Source organism: Lacticaseibacillus sharpeae JCM 1186 = DSM 20505 (assembly GCF_001436225.1).
GTDB classification, from domain to species: domain Bacteria; phylum Bacillota; class Bacilli; order Lactobacillales; family Lactobacillaceae; genus Lacticaseibacillus; species Lacticaseibacillus sharpeae.
Genome location: NZ_AYYO01000010.1, coordinates 116,805 through 133,810, shown reverse-complemented (window position 1 = coordinate 133,810; position 17,006 = coordinate 116,805). Strand labels below are relative to the sequence as shown.

Here is a 17,006-nt window from a genome sequence, read left to right as displayed (position 1 = left end):
CCACAGGTGTTTCCACTATTTAAGGGTGAGTATTAAATGAATCAAGACACCGTTTATGCGGTAATTGACCTCGAAACAACCGGACCAGACTTAAAAAACGGCGGTCGCATCATCCAATTCGGGTGTGCACTAGTTCGGCGCGGGCATATTATTCAAACCGTGTCCCAGCTCATCAATCCAGACACTGAAGTTCCCCAGGCCATTCAGGACCTCACCGGCATCACACCAGACATGCTCGTCAGTGCGCCGTACTTCGACGAGGTCGCTGGCGCGCTAGCGGGGCTCATCGGGGACAGCGTGATTGTGGCCCACAACGTCAACTTCGATTATCCCTTCCTGAGTGCCGAGCTGCAGCGGGTGGGGCAGCCGCCACTAACGAATGAGGCCATCGACACGGTGCAGCTGGCGCAAATTTTATTACCCAACGAAGCTAGCTACCGGCTGTCGGATTTGACGAAGGTGCTCGAAATCAAACACGATAATCCGCACCAAGCCGACAGTGACGCCATCAGTACTGCAACCATGCTCACCAAGCTGACCCGCAAGTTCACGAAGCTGCCCGGACCGACGCAGCGCCTCATTGCCGAGCGCAGTGACTTTCTGGTCCGTGAAACGGGGGCTTACATTAAATTCCTCGCCCGCAACGCACCCGCGGTCTCAAAACGCTACACGCAGGTGCAGGGGCTGACCGTCGTTAATCCGACTGCGCCCGTAACGACCACGATCCAGCCAGATTACCCCGCAACCGACAAGGCTAAGCGGCACGCGATGAAAAGCGCCAAGTTGCGGTTCCGGTTCGGCCAAGCGAAGATGATGGACATGATTTACGCCAACGCTAAGGGCCAGCAGCTGCCATTGCTGATTGAGGCCGGCACGGGGCTGGGGAAGTCGCTGGGCTACCTGACGCCACTAGCGGCCATCGCGACGCCGGAACACAAGGTCGTAGTCGCGACCTCAACCACGGTTTTGCAGGAGCAGCTGGCAACCACCACGTTCCGTGAGTTGGGCCTCCTGTACGGCGCCAAATTCGACGCGGTCGTCCTGAAGAGTGCACGCCACTTCATCGACCTGAACAAGTTTGCGACGACACTCCAAACCACCGACGACTTCAACCGGGCCGACCAGCTTTTGCAGCTCCGGCTAATCGTGTGGCTCACCCAAACGCAAACGGGGGACCTCGACAATCTGCACCTGACCGGCGACCAGTCGCTACTCATGCGGCGGATTCGACACACGGGTGATTTCGGTTCCAGTCATAGCAATCCGTTCTATCAACTGGACTTCTACCGCCGCCTCCTGGAACGGGCGGATAACGCCACCTTCGTGATTACCAACCACGCATTCCTCGCGCGCCATTACGAAGACTCACCATTCGCGCACAAACCGTACCTCGTCGTGGATGAGGCCCACCGCTTTGCCGATAACGTCGCACCGGGCCTCGGGGTGCACTTCAACCTCACCCAACTGCGGCGCCTGCTGAGTAGTTTGAACAGTATCGTGAACTATCCGGAGCACACCAGCCTCAGCACCATCTACGCGGACAACGAAATGGTGACGTACCAAATTAGTCAGATGCAGCAAAACGAAGCGGCAGCGCTCAAGACGGTGGCCACCATTCAAACGCAGCTGTTCCACCATTACTTCAGCCACCGCGAGCGGCCCCACACCGGGTCGATTAACCAGGTGCTGACGCCCGTTGAGGTGCGCGCCTTCTTCGACCGGTTCGCCGATGCGGCCCGCGGCCTCGAACGCAACCTGCAGCAAATCATCCAGATTGCGACCAGCATGCGGACCGATTACCTGCGCTCCCGTTCCCGTTTTCTGACCAGTGACGTGCAGGTTTTCCAGCGTCTCGATGAAGTCAGCAGCGCACTGGCCAATCAGTTGCAGGCCGTTCACGATGTCGCCACGGCCTCGCCGCGGTTGCAGACGGCCGAACTGACCATCCCGCTGGTGCAGCTGAAACACCCAGATGACCTCACCAGCCTCACGTTGCGCTGGCGGTCCGTCGATACCGGGGCCCGCATTCAGGAGCTCCTCAGCAATTTCACCGCGCCCGTCTTCACCGGCGCCACGCTGACCGTCCGGCGGCGGTCGAACTTCCTGGCCCACGAACTTGGCTACGGTTCGTTTAAACCCGAACAGGTGCTAGTGACCCGCAGTCCGTTCAAATTCCGCGACCAGGCACACATCTTGCTGGCCACCGACGCGCCGGAAGCGCCAGCCACGCTCACGCCGGAATACGTGCGCTACCTGGCCGACAGCATCGCCCAATTAGCCGACAATGAACACCAAACGCTGGTGTTGTTCACGTCTTTGAATACCATCAAGGCGGTATATAATGAACTGTGCACCCGGCACTTGTCGGTGAACAAAGAAATTCTGGCGCAGGGCGTCACGGGGACGGCCGCCAAAATCGCGCGCCGGTTTGCCGTTTCGACCAACGCCGTGCTACTGGGAGCAGCCAGCTTCTTTGAAGGGGTCGATTACCCCAGCAAGCAGCTGGAATCAGTCATCGTGACCCGCTTGCCCTTTGCCAATCCGAATGATCCGGTGGTAGAGGCGCGCGGCAAGGCCATCACGGAAAAGGGGCTGGACCCATTCAAGGTGGACGCGCTGCCGCGGGCCACGCTCCAATTACGGCAAGCCTTCGGCCGGTTAATCCGGCGGGAAGATGACCGCGGAGTATTCATCGTTTTGGATCCGCGCTTCACCAAGACCCAGTTCGGCCGCGGGATGCAAAAGGCCCTGCCGCACGTGGACACGGACATCATGCCGACCGCAGAGATTCCGGCCGCCATCGAGCAGTGGTTAGCGCCACTTTCAGAACATGTCGCAAAGAATAAGAAGGGAACCAAGCATGCGTAGTAAAACAATTTCCTGGCAACGCTGGGCCATTTCCGGTGTGATTCTAGTCGTAATCTTCGCGATTGGTTTCGTCCTCTGGTCAGCAATGCACCCGTATTCGAAGGTGCGGAGCGAGGCCGAGAATATCGCGCGCACCTCCGCGAAAACCACGAACATCAATGGTTTCTGGTGGGACACGCGCGACAAGAGTTACCTCACTGTGAGCGGCGAACGCGGCGGTGCGCCGGTTTACGTCGTGATTGCGAAGAAGACGGGAAAGGTCAACGTTCTGCACAAGAACAACGGCACGACGCGGAACAAAATCCTGCGTAAAGTGTGGGCAGATTTCACCCCCAAGCGTGTTTTGAACGCTTCTTTGCGAAAAACCGGAAAAGATTTCGTTTGGGATGTTGGATTCATGGGTAAAAATGGTACGCTAGGTTATGTAACCTATGATTTCGCAACTGGACAACAGCTCAAGGTTATTCGTGATTTATAAAAACTGACAACACCGAAAGAGAGGCAGTATTATGCATATTGCAAAAAGACTTGCACAGGTTAACCCCAGTGCAACCCTCGCCGTTAGTCAAAAAACCGCACAAATGAAAGCTGCGGGCGCGGATGTCATCGACCTGTCCGTTGGTCAACCCGACTTCACCACGCCTAAGGACATTGCAGACGCCGCAATCGCGTCCATTAATAGTGGCGCGGCCAGCTTCTACACCGCAGCAGCAGGGTTGCCGGCACTGCGCCAGGCAATCGCGGATCATGTCGCCACCAAAACCGGCTACAAGTACGACCCGAAACAAATTGTGGTGACTGACGGTGCGAAGTTTGCTCTCTACGGCATTTTTAGTGCCATCCTTGATCCCGGTGACGGGGTGCTGATTCCAATCCCCGGCTGGGTGTCCTATGTTGAACAAGTTCGCCTTGCTGGTGGGGTACCCCAGGCAGTTAAGGCCGCAAACGGGTTCAAGGTCACCGTCGACGATTTGGACGCGGTCGCTAATGCGAAGACCCGTGCCATCGTCATCAATAGTCCGCAGAACCCAAGCGGGGCGATCTACACCAAACAGGAACTAACATTAATTGGTAACTGGGCGGTGCGGCATGATATTCTTATTGTCGCGGATGAAATCTACAGTGACCTCGTATATAATGGGGCAGAATGCACATCGATGCTGGAACTCGACCACTCGATTGCGGAAAACACGGTTCTTGTCGGCGGGGTATCTAAGTCCTACGCCATGACTGGCTGGCGGATTGGTTTCATTGCCGGGCCGAAGAAGCTCGCGCAGGCCATGTCCACCATCGTGAGTCACGCGACCGGTAACCCGGCTGCGGCCAGCCAGTACGCAGCGATTGCCGCGTACACCGGCGACCAGAAGTCCGTGGAATCCATGCGCCAAGCCTTCGAGGAGCGCCTCAACACAATCTATCCACTGCTCCAGGCAATTCCTGGCTTCGAGTTTGACAGCAAGCCAGCCGGTGCCTTCTACCTGTTCCCGAAGGTTTCTGGAGCGGTGCGCGCGCTGGGCTATGACTCAACCGACACGTTTGTCTCCGCACTGCTTGAAGACACGGGCGTTGCTGTAGTTGCCGGCCGTGCATTCGGGATGCCAGACCACATCCGGCTCAGCTATGCCAAGAGCCTTGAGGATTTGGTTGAAGCTGTTGCGCGCATCAATGCATTCGTCACATCCAGTATTTAAATTATAATTGCTAAGGCATGAAGCCAGTGCATAACACACGGAGCGGTCCGGATTATCCGGGCGCTCATTTGTGTTCTTAATAGGCCGGGGCCAGTCCCCGGACCTACATATTTCCCCGGATGACGGGATAGAAGGAGTAGTATTCAATGGCACAACGTATCAGCATTATCGATGCCAAAGACCACGTTGGCGAAGAAGTCAAGATTGGTGTTTGGCTCACCGACAAGCGGAGCAGCGGTAAAATCGCGTTCCTCCAGTTGCGTGACGGTTCCGCATTTTTCCAGGGGGTTGTCCGGAAAAATGATGTGAGCGAAGAAGTTTTCGAAACGGCAAAGGGCCTGCGTCAGGAAACCAGTTTCTGGGTAACCGGGGTCATCAATGAAGATACCCGGAGCCACTTTGGTTACGAAATTCAGGTAAGCGATATTGAGGTTGTCGGCGAAAGTGAAGACTTCCCAATCACGCCTAAGGAACACGGGATTGAATTCCTGCTTGACCACCGCCACCTGTGGCTGCGCAGTCGGCGGCCATACGCCATCATGCACGTGCGTAACGAAATTATCCGGGCCACCTACGAATTCTTCAACAACGAAGGCTTCATTAAGATGGATTCCCCAATTCTGACCGGTTCCGCACCTGAAGGGACGACGGAATTGTTCCAGACGGACTACTTCGACCACGATGCTTACCTGAGCCAGAGTGGCCAGCTGTACGCCGAAGCAGGCGCCATGGCTTACGGCAAGGTCTTCACGTTCGGCCCAACTTTCCGTGCCGAAAAGAGTAAGACGCGCCGGCACCTGACCGAATTCTGGATGATTGAACCAGAAATGGCCTTCACCAACCAGGATGAAAGCCTCAAGGTCCAGGAACGCTACATTGCTTACCTCGTGCAGAACGTCATTGACCACTGTGAATACGACCTCAAGCTGCTGGACCGCGATGTCGACCAGCTGCGGAAGTACACCCAGTTGCCTTACCCACGTATTAGTTACGACGAAGCAATCGAAATGCTGCAAAAGGGCGGTTTCGATTCCAAGTGGGGCGATGATTTCGGTGCGCCAGAAGAAACCTACATCTCTGACCAGTTCGAACAGCCCGTCTTCATCATGAACTACCCGAAGACCATCAAGCCATTCTACATGAAGCCACACCCAGACCGCGACGATGTCTACCTCTGTGCTGACCTGCTGGCACCAGAAGGCTACGGGGAAATCATCGGTGGTTCCGAACGTGAAACCGACTACGATGCCCTCAAGGAAGCCGTTTTGGCCAAGGGTCTCGACCTCAGCGAATACGAATGGTACTTGGATCTGCGCAAGTACGGCAGTGTGCCGCACTCTGGTTTCGGTCTCGGTCTCGAACGCGCTATCACGTGGATCTGCAAGCTGGATCACCTGCGTGAGGCCATTCCGTTCCCACGGATGATCAACCGCATCAAGCCTTAATGAAGAGGGGGCACCGATATGCGTAATTTTGGTGCTTACATCAATGCCGGCAGCAGTTCCTTCTCCAACCTGCTGTTCACGCACTTCACGAACACGGATTTAACCGCATCAGAACTACTGGTTTACCTGTTTCTCAGTCAATACGTGCAGACCCACGCGGACGCACCAGATTTAGAGCAGCTCGCCAGCAACGCCAAGATGCAGCAGACCACGTTCATGAACGCCCTGAACAGTTTGTGTGCGAAGGGGGCCGTACTGCTCCAAACCAGCACGGATGCTTCCGGTAAGCTCGTTGACCACTACGACGTTTCGCCACTGCTGGAGCGGCTGACGACTGCGCCAGCGGAAGACGAAAGCGCGCCGAGTGCGCGCACCCAGTCGCCGTTTCGCACGGTTGCTGGACAGGTCGAAACCGAATTCGGCCGGCTGCTGACGCCAATTGAGCAGCAGACAATTCGTGACTGGCTCAACGTTGACCATTACTCAGTCGAGCTCATTACGCTCGCACTGCGCGAGGCCGTGCTAAACCAGGCGTACTCGCTCAAGTATATCGACCGCGTCCTCATTCGGTGGGAGAAGCAAAAGCTGACCACTCCTGAGGCCGTCCGCCGGCACCAGCAAAAATACGAATCACTTTAAACCAAGAAGAGGAAGTAGCCACTGGCTGCTTCCTCTTCTTGTGAATTGGGCGTAAAAAAACACCTCCGCATCATTTGCGAAGGTGTTTTGTCCTTACTGCCGCGCGGACGAGGACGCTGCGGAATGTGTCGATGCAGATTCCGAGCTGGTCGAAGTCGACTTGCTGGAGGCAGTGCTTTGCTCATCTGCATTATCGTCGCTGCTGAGTGAACTTGAGTAATCCGAACTGTTGTCGGCAGCGGAAGATTCCGAATTTGACGAAGATTCGCTGGATTCAGAACTGCTGTCCGAACTGGAGTCACTGGACGAACTGCTCGAGTCATCGGCAATGTTAGCGGCCGCACTGCCCTTGACGAACAATTCACGCTGGCCGTTAACCTGCTTAGCAATCACGGTGCTTGGCATTACCCAGTCTTCGTTGGTTTCGTTTTCCGAGACGTAAGACATCAGGTTGCGGTAAATGAGGAGCGCAATCTTCTGGCTCACTGCGCCCAGCCCGTTCTCGAGCGGCTTATCGTACCCGGTCCAGACGGAAATGACGTTCTTACGGGTATAACCGGTGAACCACTCGTCCTTGTTCAGGCCCTTGAGGCTCGGGTTCTTCTTGATTTCGGCATCCCCGTAGTTAACACTCCCGGTCTTCCCGGCTTCGTACAGGTTACCGGACTTGGCGGACGTCCCAGTCCCGCTGAGCATGACGTCCTTGAGCATATCCGTAATCATGTAGGCGGTGCTGCTCTTCATCGCGCGAGTTGGGGAAGAGGAGTAACTGGTGCTGACGCCATCAGCCGTCGTGATCTTGCGGACGTAATATGGCTTGTAGTACTGCCCGCCGTTGGCAAATGCCCCGTACGCTGCAGCTTCCTGTTCGGTTGAAACGCCGGCACCAATCCCAGAAGAATAGGCCGTACGTTCCGCCTTGGTGAGCTTAAGGCCCAAACCTTTCACGAAGGAGTTGGCGCGGGACAAGCCCGTTGCCGCCAGCATCTTGATGGCGGGAATATTCCGCGACAGCTTGAGGGCGGTGCGCATACTGATATCGCCCATGTACTTGTTATCCCAGTCGTGCAATTCAACGTCAGAGTCGGGGTAGTAGTACTTCTCATCAGCTATCGTCAGGCCCGTATTGGCACTAAGGTACTCAATCGCGGGCGCGTAGTCCATCATCGGCTTCATGGTCGACCCGTTCGAACGACTGGTTTGGGTCGCACGGTTCAGAGAGCGCTGGACATCACCCGTCTTGCGGCCCCCAATCTGCGCAGTGACCTGACCCGTTTCCGGATTAGTCATCGTGACCGCTGTCTGGAAGGTGTCGCCGGGGAACTGCACGTACTTGTCGGAATTAACAATCTTGTACAGCCGTTTTTGAGCGCTGAGATCCAGGTTGGTGTAAATCTTCATCCCCGCGGTGTACGGGTTAAGCCCGGTCCGCTTCTTCACTTCCTTAATGACAGAGGTGAGGTAACTATCCGTGACCTTCGCCTCGTCGGCGTTGTTCTTAGCGGTCTTTTGCTTGACGAGCCCACTCGTAATCGGGGTGGCCTTGGCCTCCGCCGCCTGGGTCGCCGTAATCTTCTTGTTCTTGAGCATCGCGTTAATCACGGTGTCACGACGCTTAGTCGCCGCTTCCGGGTGGGTGTACGGGTTATAGCCCACTGGTGATTGGCCGAGGCCGGCAATGAAGGCGGTCTGGGCGAGGGTCAGCTTGCTGAGGGACTTACCATAGTAATACTTGGCCCCCGTCTGCATCCCGTACTGGCCGAAGTTCATGTAGACCTTGTTGATGTAGAATTCGAGAATCTGTTCCTTGCTGTACTTCTGTTCCACCTTGAAGGCGAGGACCGCTTCTTGGGCCTTACGCTTTAGGGTCTGGTCAGACGCCTTGGTGGAGAACACGGACAGCTTCACGACCTGCTGGGTGAGGGTACTTGCCCCTTGCAGTCCGCCGCGGTGCAGCACGTTACTGATGGTGGCCGTCACAATCCGAATCGGGTTAATCCCGAACGGTTCGTTGTAGAAATGACTGTCTTCAACGGAAACCACCGCATCCTTGAGCTGCTGGGGAATCTTCTGGGCCGTGATGTACTCCCGGTTTTCCAGCCCCAACTGCGTAATCTGCTTGTTGTTCATCGCGTAGATAGTCGAACTACCGTCTTTTTGTAAATCTGATTGCGTAATTTCGGGCGCGTCCTTGGCGTAGTAAGCAAATAGCGCGACCCCGAACAAAAACGCCGCCAGGATGACAATGCCCACCCACTTAAAGAATTTGCGGATTGGGTGGTGCTGAACATTGCCACCGTTGCCGCCACGCTGCTTGCGTTTAGCTGGTTGCCGTTTTGCTTGCCGCTTCTTGGCCATCCGGGAATCAGTTGCGTTCGAACTTGTTGCCACTTGAGGCACCTACTTTCTTCTTAATCAACCAGTCCACACCATCGAGGTAGGGGACAGTTGGTTCCAGTTGCGGAGTTAGTTCAAAACCCGCATCAATAATCGTTGCTAAAGTGATGGACTTGCGGCTGTTTTGCTGGTTGTCCCACGCCACAATCACCATGCTGGCGGGAACGACGAACAAACGGTGGAGCACCGCAAAGCGCATCACCACAAAGCACAAGCCATCCTGCACCAAGCACGCCCGCATGTGGTCGATTTGGTGTTGGTGGAAGTTCTTGAGCGGGAAGCTGGCCTTGTTCTTGGTTTCCTTGGCTTCAAAATCTAGGTACCAGCCGCGGTAGACCCCATTGTAGTCGGTCGTCGACGGCGTCTTAAAATAGCCCTCGCGGATGACCGCCTTGCTCCGGGCGGGGTAGTCAACCTTCACAATCTGGATTGGCGTCGGTTTCTTGTGGACAACCGCACGCCCAATTTGTAAATAATACGCGTTGGCCGCGTTCAGTTCATCTTCTAGCGTCATCCCGCGACCACCGTAAATCGTTTCGTGGTGCTGTTTTGCGGTCGTGGATTGCTTTGATGCTGTGTATGAACTACCATTTGGGTAGTGGAATACCATCTTCATCACGCTCCTGTGTTTTATTATAACAACAATAGTGAGCAAGCGCATAAAAACAGCTTAACAACCGCCTTAAATTGCGGATGGTTAATAGGGGGAGTTTCAGTGCTAAAACGCCTTTGGGTAACGGGATACCGCGCATACGAGCTGAACGTGCACGGCCAGAAAGACCCGCACATCCCGGTAATTAAAGATTCACTAAAAAATATTCTTGGTGACTATCTGGACGACGGGCTCGAATGGCTGATCACCGGGGGCCAGCAGGGGACAGAGCAATGGGCCGCCGAAGTTGCGCTCGAACTCAAAAAAGACTACCCCGATTTGCAGGTGGCGATAATGTTGCCGTACCAGAACTTTGGCGAGCGGTGGCAAGAAAGTAGTCAAGAAGCGCTGGCCCAACTGCGCACGCGCGTCGATTTTTCTGCCAGCATTAGCAACGACCCTTATAAGGGCGGGTACCAGCTGGCACAATACGGTCAGTTCATGACGGACCATACGGATGGGGCGCTGTTTGTTTACGACCCAGACTTCCCCGGCAAACCCGACTACGACTACCGCCGCGTGCAGAACTTGCCGGCCCGCCGTGAGTATGATTTTCGCAATATTTCGATGGATGATCTAGAAGAAACGGCGCGGGCACTGGCAGAAGCCGAAGCCGAACGAAATAATGATTTTCAAAACTAATAATTTATGCTAAAATATATTTATCCCCGCGTGGGAATTTCCGAGGTGTTTAATATGGATTCAGAAAACGAACAGCAATTCAGTGTCCAATACGGACCAAAAGATATTCTCAATAAACAGTTTAAGACCAAAATGCGGGGCTACGATCCTGATGAAGTCGACGAGTATCTCGACTCAATCATCAAGGACTACGAAGCCTACACCGCAGAGATTGACCGTCTCAATGAGGAACACGCACGGCTGGTTAGCCGCGTCGACGAACTCAACAAGCAACTCACTGTTGCTAAGGGCACGGCCAGCACAGCAGCACCTACCAGTACTGCTGCAACAAATTACGACATTCTGAAACGTCTGTCGAATCTTGAGCGGCACGTGTTTGGCAGCAAGCTCGCCGGAGACAACTCCGCCGCTAGCGACCCACGTGAACGTGGCCAATATTAATTTGTTACTAAACCTGTAAACCACGAGTAATTGCGCCCTATGTATGTAGGGTGAGGAAGGTCCATGCCCGCACAGGCTGCGATGCCTGTAGTGATTGCGCCAGGCCCAATAAGCCTGGGTACCGAGTTATCGGTAACGGCGACCAAACGCGCTAAGGCTTATGCTATGCGCCAGTAGGTCTGAACAGTGCCACAGAGACGATGCGCATCGGAAACGGTGCGCCTGGAACGGGTAAACCCCGCAAGCGAGTAACCCAAACTTTGGTAGGGGCGTTTCGCCATGGTAACTGAACTAACGGCGAAATAGTGCATTGCACTAAGATAGATGATTACTAATGGTCGGTTGTGCCTGACTTCCGACCGGAACAAAACATGGCCTATAGAGGTTTACAGGCAGGCACAGCTTGGGGCAACCCAAGCTGTTTTAGTATACAATGGTAAATGCAAAACCAGTTAATTCGTAATTGCTTAAACGCACACACCAGCACCAACCACAGAGAGGAATAATATGAAATATCAACTAGTCGCAACGATGGCTGCGGGCTTCGAGTCCGTTACTGCCCGCGAACTGCAGGATATGGGCTACAAGACCCGCACCGAAAACGGGAAGGTTTATTTTGAGGGCGACGAACGTGACATCGCGTACACGAACGTCTGGCTCCGTTCCGCCGACCGGATTAAGATCATCGTCACCCAGTTCAAGGCCCTATCTTTCGAGGAACTGTTCGAAGGAGTCCGCGCAATTGCCTGGGCCGATTACCTGCCACTTGACGCGCAGTTCCCCGTTGCGGGCCGCGCCGTCCGCAGCAAGCTGCACTCCGAGCCTGACGTCCAGGCCATCACCAAGAAGGCCATCGTTGACAGTCTGAGTGCCACTTACCACCGTCACTCCCGACTGCCGGAAACAGGGGACAAGTACCCGCTGGAAGTGTCCATCCTGAAGGACATCGCCACCATCACCATTGATTCGACGGGGAGCTCACTGTTCAAGCGCGGTTACCGCGTTGCCAAGGGCCCTGCACCACTGAAGGAAAACTTCGCGGCGGCACTGGTCATGCTGACGAACTGGCACCCGAACATGCCGTTCTACGACCCCACGACTGGTTCCGGGACGATTGCCATTGAAGCTGCCCTGATCGGCCGCAACATTGCCCCCGGCATCAAGCGTGACTTCGCATTCAGCAACTTCCACTTCATGAAGCCCAGCATTCTCGCTGACGTGCGCGAAGAAGCAGACAGCCTGATTAACAACAATGAGTTGACCATCATCGGTGGTGATATCAACCAAGAAATGATTGAAATCGCGAACGTCAACGCCCAAAACGCCGGCGTCTTGCACAATATTCGTTTCCGTCAGGTCGCCGTCAAGGACTTCCACACTGACCTTGAGGACGGGGTCATCATCGCCAACCCACCATACGGGAAGCGGATGAACGACGTCGAAGCTGCCCGCCGCGTTGCCACCGAAATGGGGGACGTCTACCGCACCATGCCAACCTGGAGCAAATACATTCTGACCGGGGACCTCGAGTTCGAACGGTTCTACGGCCAGAAGGCAACTAAGCGCCGCAAGCTATATAACGGGGCCATTCGCACGGACCTTTTCCAGTACTGGGGAAAGCGACCAGCCAAGCACTAACATTAAGAAATTAATAGAAAATCTAAACCGCTTCATTATCTGCGCCGCACGCGTTATAATGTAGTTGTAACCGATTTCAAGCTACTGGAAGAGGAGGACAACGCATGAGCGAAAGCATGATTGACATTCTTAAGCGGTTAAGCGAGGCCAGAATTAAGGGGCAGCAGGTGACCGTTGCCACGATGGACAAGCAAAAGTGCAAGGGGACGGTGAAGGAGATTATTCCCGGCCAGGTGAAGCCGTTCGCCGACCGTTCCGTGATTCTGGTGCAAACCAAAAAGGGGATTAAACGCATCCCCGGCTATGCAATCACTCGTGTTGCGTACAACTAAAAATTGAATAAACCGAAAAATAGCCCGCAAATTGAGGGCTATTTTTCGTCTGCGGACACAAATTGACGCTTGTACGGGCCAAAATGGGATTCTTAGCTTTAACTTTCATCATTTTTTGAGTACAATGAACGAGGTATTAGAAGAAGATTAACTACATATTTTTACTGAGGAGGAATTATTGCATGGCAGATACACAACCACGTGTGCAAGATGATTTGTACGCAGCAGTCAACGGTGAATGGGCCGCAACTGCTGTTATTCCCGACGATAAGGTCGCAACTGGGGGCTTCCAAGACCTAGCTGACGACGTTGAAAAGACACTGATGGCCGACTTCGAGGCGTTCGCGGCTGGCACCAAGCAGTCCGATAGCGATGACCTCAATGAAGCAATCACGTTATACAAGCAGGCCACCGATTTCGCTAAGCGTGACGCCGATGGCATTCAGCCCGCCCTTGACCGCCTGCAGGAATTGCAAGCAATCACCACTATCGATGAATTCAACGCACACGCTGGCCAGCTGGCCACAAACGGTTTCCCAATGCCCGTTAGTGTCGACGTTGACGCCGACATGAAAGACACGAGCCATAACTCCGTAGTCATCTCGGGTCCAAGCACCATCTTGCCTGACACAACTTACTACGCAAAGGACAATGAGCAGGGGCCAAAGCTGCTCGCTAAGTGGCGGGAAACGGCGGCAGTAGTACTAGCCAAGACGGATTTGTCCGCCGCTGACCAGAATGCCTACTTGGATGGCGCACTGGCATTTGATGCTGCCGTTGCTAAGCGGGTCAAGAGCTCTGAAGAATGGGCCGACTACCCAGCATGCTACAACCCAATCTCCGTCACGGAAGCAGCCAAGAAGACTGACAGTTTCGACCTCATCAACTTCCTGAACGAAACCATGCCGGCTTTGCCAGAACAGGTCATCGCCTACGATCCCCGGTTCCTGGATGAGGCTGCAACCTTGTTCAACGCGGATACATTCGCAGATTACAAGGCTTGGGCGTACGTCAAGGATTTGCTCAGCGACACCCCATTCCTCAGCGACGAACTGCGGATTGCCGGTGGCGCCTTCAACCGGGCCCTGCGTGGTCTGCCAGCAGCACCAGCAAAGGAAAAGGGTGCTTACCGTTTGACCAACACCTTCTTCTCCGAACCAATCGGGGTCTACTATGGCCGCACATACTTCGGTGAGGCAGCCAAGACGGACGTCATCAAGATGGTTGAACGCATGATTGCGACCTACAAGGACCGGCTGCAAAAGAACGCTTGGCTGTCAAAGGAAACAAGTGAAAAGGCCATCGTCAAGTTGGACAAGATGGTTCTGAAGATGGGCTACCCCGACAAGGTGGACGCAATGTATGCGGCCTTCAAGGTTGACCCAAGTGCCACCTTGCTCGCCAATGCTGCCGGCATCGCGGCAGCCCGCAAGAAGTGGCAGTTCGCTAAGCTGACCAAGCCGGTTGACCGTTCCGAATGGGCAATGCCTGGCCACTTGGTCAACGCTTGCTACGACCCATCCCGTAACGACATCACGTTCCCAGCCGCAATCTTGCAGGCACCATTCTACTCACTGAAGCAGACGCCATCCGAGAACTTCGGGGGCATCGGGGCCGTTATCGCCCACGAAATCTCCCACGGCTTCGACAACAACGGGGCCCAGTTCGACGAGTACGGGAACCTCAAGAAGTGGTGGCAGGACGCCGACTACAAGAAGTTCAACGAGTTGACCCAGGACATGATTGCCGAGTTCGACGGCATTGACTACGCGGGCGGCAAGGTGAACGGGAAGCTCATCGTCAGTGAAAACATCGCCGATGCCGGCGGGATTTCCGCCGCTTTGACCACGGCAAAGCAGGAAGACGACGTTGATTTGCACGCCTTCTTCACTAACTGGGCCCGGATCTGGCGCATGAAGGAACGCCCAGAATACGCCCAGCTGCTTCTGGCAACTGACGTCCACGCGCCAGGTTACCTGCGTGCTAACATCCAGCCACGCAACCTGGACGACTGGTACAGCACCTTCGATGTTCAGGAGGGCGACGGCATGTACTTGGCACCTGACAAGCGCATCACTATTTGGTAAGAACCACCAACAGACACACGCACGTTTTTAACGGGCCGTGTGTCTGTTTTTTTGTTGGCGGCCCAGAATCATAATGGCCAGCTTTTAAATAACGAATATAGTGCTTATTTACAAGTGCATATATGCAATTTATGCAGATATTTGTTAAGTGATTTGTAACGTTACACGTGAAATGGCAAAAAAGTTACCCCCCTTTTCCCAAACAGGTCTTGTCACCCTGTATAATCTAAAGTATGGGAATTGTCGCTAAGCAAACCGGGATGAGGGTGACAGAATTATGTATACGTATCAATTGTTTTTAGGCCATAACGACCAAAGCCGACTGGAATTCTACCAACAGTACATTGATCTACCACGCGAGTACCAAAATGCGGAAACCGTTGCTAAATTACGCGGCGTGAGCACAACTAGCGTCTACCGCATGATTCAAATCATCGGGGACGAGCTGAATGAACTGCGCGTGAGCAAGGGCGCAGCGCCCGTCGCCCACACCGAACCCATTAGTCGCCGCTTCAACATCCCCGCACCATGTTACGCGGTCTATTTAATGCGGCAATCGATTGTCGGCGAATTCCTCTGTGCCGTCATGCAACACCCCGACTGGACCGTCAAAGAATTCGCGGACGCACAGGGCACCAGCACGGCAACTGTTTTTCGGCGCACCAAGGCGCTCAGCGAGATGCTGAAGCAATATGATCTCCGCCTGAACTACAATCCGATCAGCATCAACGGTAACGAGATGGTCGTCCGGATTACCCTCAGCGAGATACTCTGGCAGATTTGCCAGGATGGGGTCGACCTGTTTCCCGAACTGGGGGACTTGCCCGAACAAACGGCGCTCCGGCTGGAAAAAGCCCAGCTGGTGATGCCAAACTTCAACCATCGCCGCCTCCGCCTGATTTGTGCGGTCAACATTATTCGGGCTAATTCGAAGCACCCACTCAATTCGTTGCGGCCACTAGATGAAATAATCACCATCACGGGGTTCAAACCGGCGCTGAACCACATGCCGGACTTTGTCAGTGATTTCCCGAACACCATTGCACTCATTCACCTGGAGACGATGCTCTGTGCCGGCTTCCACACCCACGATGACGAACTACTGTCGCGCTTCATCGGCTACCACGCCCGGCTGAACACTGCGGATTGGCAGCTCGTTTCACTGATTCAGCGACGGATGCACACGGTGGCGGGCGTTAATGCACACATGCTGGACAACCAGGTGTTAGTCGGGAATATCCTCTCGGTCACCGTGGCCATGAAAATTCTCGGGGTAGGCGTACCCGTATTAGAACCGGTCGTCGTTCCCGTGGGTTCGGCCAGTCCGAGCTCGCTGGAGAACATGCTCAAGCAAATCTTCGCGACCCTGCCTGGCCACCTGCAGGGTTTCCGTAAGATCCAAACGCCACTGACCCGGCGCATCACGCCGCTGCTCGCGACCGCCCTGCCTGACGCCAAGCGCCACGTGCGCATCTACATCGACGAGACAATGGACCATCAAGAATACGCGGCGATTGAGGCCTCACTCACCCAAATGCCCGCCGTGCAGCTGGTGCACTCTGAATCGGTAGCGCGGCTGATTATCACCGCGGACATGACCAAGGTATCCGACCCGCGGGTGGACAAGTCCAAGTATTTCTACTTCAGCATCAGTAGCTACAGTTCATGGTTATCACTGGAACACTACATTCACTACCTGGCCGTCCACGAGAAGGGAATTAAGACTGGTTCGGGGATTGATTACACCTACATCGATGAGGATCTAGCTGTCGCCGAAGATTAACGCCGCAGCAACATGAATTAGCGGTAAAATATAGTTGAGGTGACGGAAATAATGAAACGCAATCGTAAAAAGGACGAAGCGGCTGCAATTGACATGAACGACACGCTGGTCGCCACGGCTGAACGCCGGCTGAAGGACCACCACGTTGCCAGCAAGCTTGCCGCAGCAATCGACAACTGGCCAGATGCCATTGACGAAATGCTCCATGATGGGGGAGCCGCCACAAGTGACTACCGGGCCATCGCGGAAGGCTATTTACGGGATGCTTATTCGCTAACGGACGCCGAACTGGATACCGCTGTTGATCAGCTAGTAGCCGCGGCACACAGTGAACTCAAGGCCAACCAGAAGCGTTTTGATGATATTTAACCTAAAAACGAACCATTACCAA

At 54.6% G+C, this 17,006-nt stretch carries 14 protein-coding genes and 1 other RNA gene; 13 read left to right on the top strand and 2 right to left on the bottom strand.

Translation table 11 applies throughout. The features are described from left to right. Positions 1-36 precede the first annotated feature (36 nt). The 5 genes from FC18_RS03175 (at position 37) to FC18_RS03155 (ending at position 6,643) form a co-directional block, all read left to right on the top strand. Entirely contained in the window at positions 37-2,868 is a 2,832-nt protein-coding gene (locus FC18_RS03175; RefSeq protein WP_056975436.1) for a helicase C-terminal domain-containing protein, read from the top strand. Continuing rightward, positions 2,861-3,346 carry a cell wall elongation regulator TseB-like domain-containing protein gene (locus tag FC18_RS03170; protein WP_054676208.1) on the top strand — a complete coding sequence of 162 codons (486 nt, stop codon included), beginning with the start codon at positions 2,861-2,863 and terminating at the stop codon, positions 3,344-3,346. The genes FC18_RS03175 and FC18_RS03170 overlap by 8 nt, the downstream gene beginning before the upstream one ends. A gap of 31 nt (positions 3,347-3,377) precedes the next feature. Then, positions 3,378-4,559, top strand: a complete 1,182-nt coding sequence (locus tag FC18_RS03165; protein ID WP_056975435.1) for a pyridoxal phosphate-dependent aminotransferase — start codon at positions 3,378-3,380, stop codon at positions 4,557-4,559. Positions 4,560-4,705: 146 nt separating this feature from the next. Beyond that, positions 4,706-6,004, top strand: a complete 1,299-nt coding sequence (asnS, locus tag FC18_RS03160) for an asparagine--tRNA ligase (protein WP_056975434.1) — start codon at positions 4,706-4,708, stop codon at positions 6,002-6,004. Positions 6,005-6,022: 18 nt separating this feature from the next. Then, complete coding sequence (locus FC18_RS03155) at positions 6,023-6,643, top strand: DnaD domain-containing protein (protein WP_054676205.1); 621 nt, start codon at positions 6,023-6,025, stop codon at positions 6,641-6,643. A gap of 93 nt (positions 6,644-6,736) precedes the next feature. On the opposite strand, the gene FC18_RS03150 is transcribed toward FC18_RS03155, so the two are convergent. Next, positions 6,737-9,001 (bottom strand): transglycosylase domain-containing protein, encoded by a 2,265-nt coding sequence (locus tag FC18_RS03150; protein WP_056975465.1) that lies wholly within the window; start codon positions 8,999-9,001, stop codon positions 6,737-6,739. Between the two features lie 7 nt (positions 9,002-9,008). Continuing rightward, a complete protein-coding gene (gene recU, locus FC18_RS03145; protein ID WP_054676350.1) occupies positions 9,009-9,650 on the bottom strand; it encodes a Holliday junction resolvase RecU in 642 nt (213 codons plus the stop codon). Positions 9,651-9,755: 105 nt separating this feature from the next. On the opposite strand from recU, the gene FC18_RS03140 reads away from it, so the two are divergent. From FC18_RS03140 to FC18_RS03110, 8 genes are all read left to right on the top strand, one after another. Next, entirely contained in the window at positions 9,756-10,334 is a 579-nt protein-coding gene (locus FC18_RS03140) for an SLOG family protein (protein WP_054676202.1), read from the top strand. Positions 10,335-10,388: 54 nt separating this feature from the next. Beyond that, complete coding sequence (gene gpsB, locus FC18_RS03135) at positions 10,389-10,775, top strand: cell division regulator GpsB (protein WP_054676199.1); 387 nt, start codon at positions 10,389-10,391, stop codon at positions 10,773-10,775. An 18-nt stretch (positions 10,776-10,793) separates the two neighbouring features. Then, positions 10,794-11,159, top strand: an RNA gene (gene rnpB, locus FC18_RS11905) — RNase P RNA component class B. Positions 11,160-11,282: 123 nt separating this feature from the next. After that, entirely contained in the window at positions 11,283-12,413 is a 1,131-nt protein-coding gene (locus FC18_RS03130; protein ID WP_054676196.1) for a THUMP domain-containing class I SAM-dependent RNA methyltransferase, read from the top strand. A gap of 104 nt (positions 12,414-12,517) precedes the next feature. Further along, a complete protein-coding gene (locus FC18_RS03125) occupies positions 12,518-12,745 on the top strand; it encodes a hypothetical protein (protein WP_054676193.1) in 228 nt (75 codons plus the stop codon). A 182-nt stretch (positions 12,746-12,927) separates the two neighbouring features. Further along, positions 12,928-14,832 (top strand): M13 family metallopeptidase, encoded by a 1,905-nt coding sequence (locus FC18_RS03120; RefSeq protein ID WP_054676190.1) that lies wholly within the window; start codon positions 12,928-12,930, stop codon positions 14,830-14,832. A gap of 277 nt (positions 14,833-15,109) precedes the next feature. After that, complete coding sequence (locus FC18_RS03115; RefSeq protein ID WP_056975433.1) at positions 15,110-16,615, top strand: helix-turn-helix domain-containing protein; 1,506 nt, start codon at positions 15,110-15,112, stop codon at positions 16,613-16,615. Between the two features lie 51 nt (positions 16,616-16,666). Beyond that, on the top strand, positions 16,667-16,984 hold the full coding sequence (locus FC18_RS03110; protein WP_054676180.1) for a hypothetical protein: 318 nt from the start codon (positions 16,667-16,669) through the stop codon (positions 16,982-16,984). The last annotated feature ends 22 nt before the right edge of the window (positions 16,985-17,006 follow it).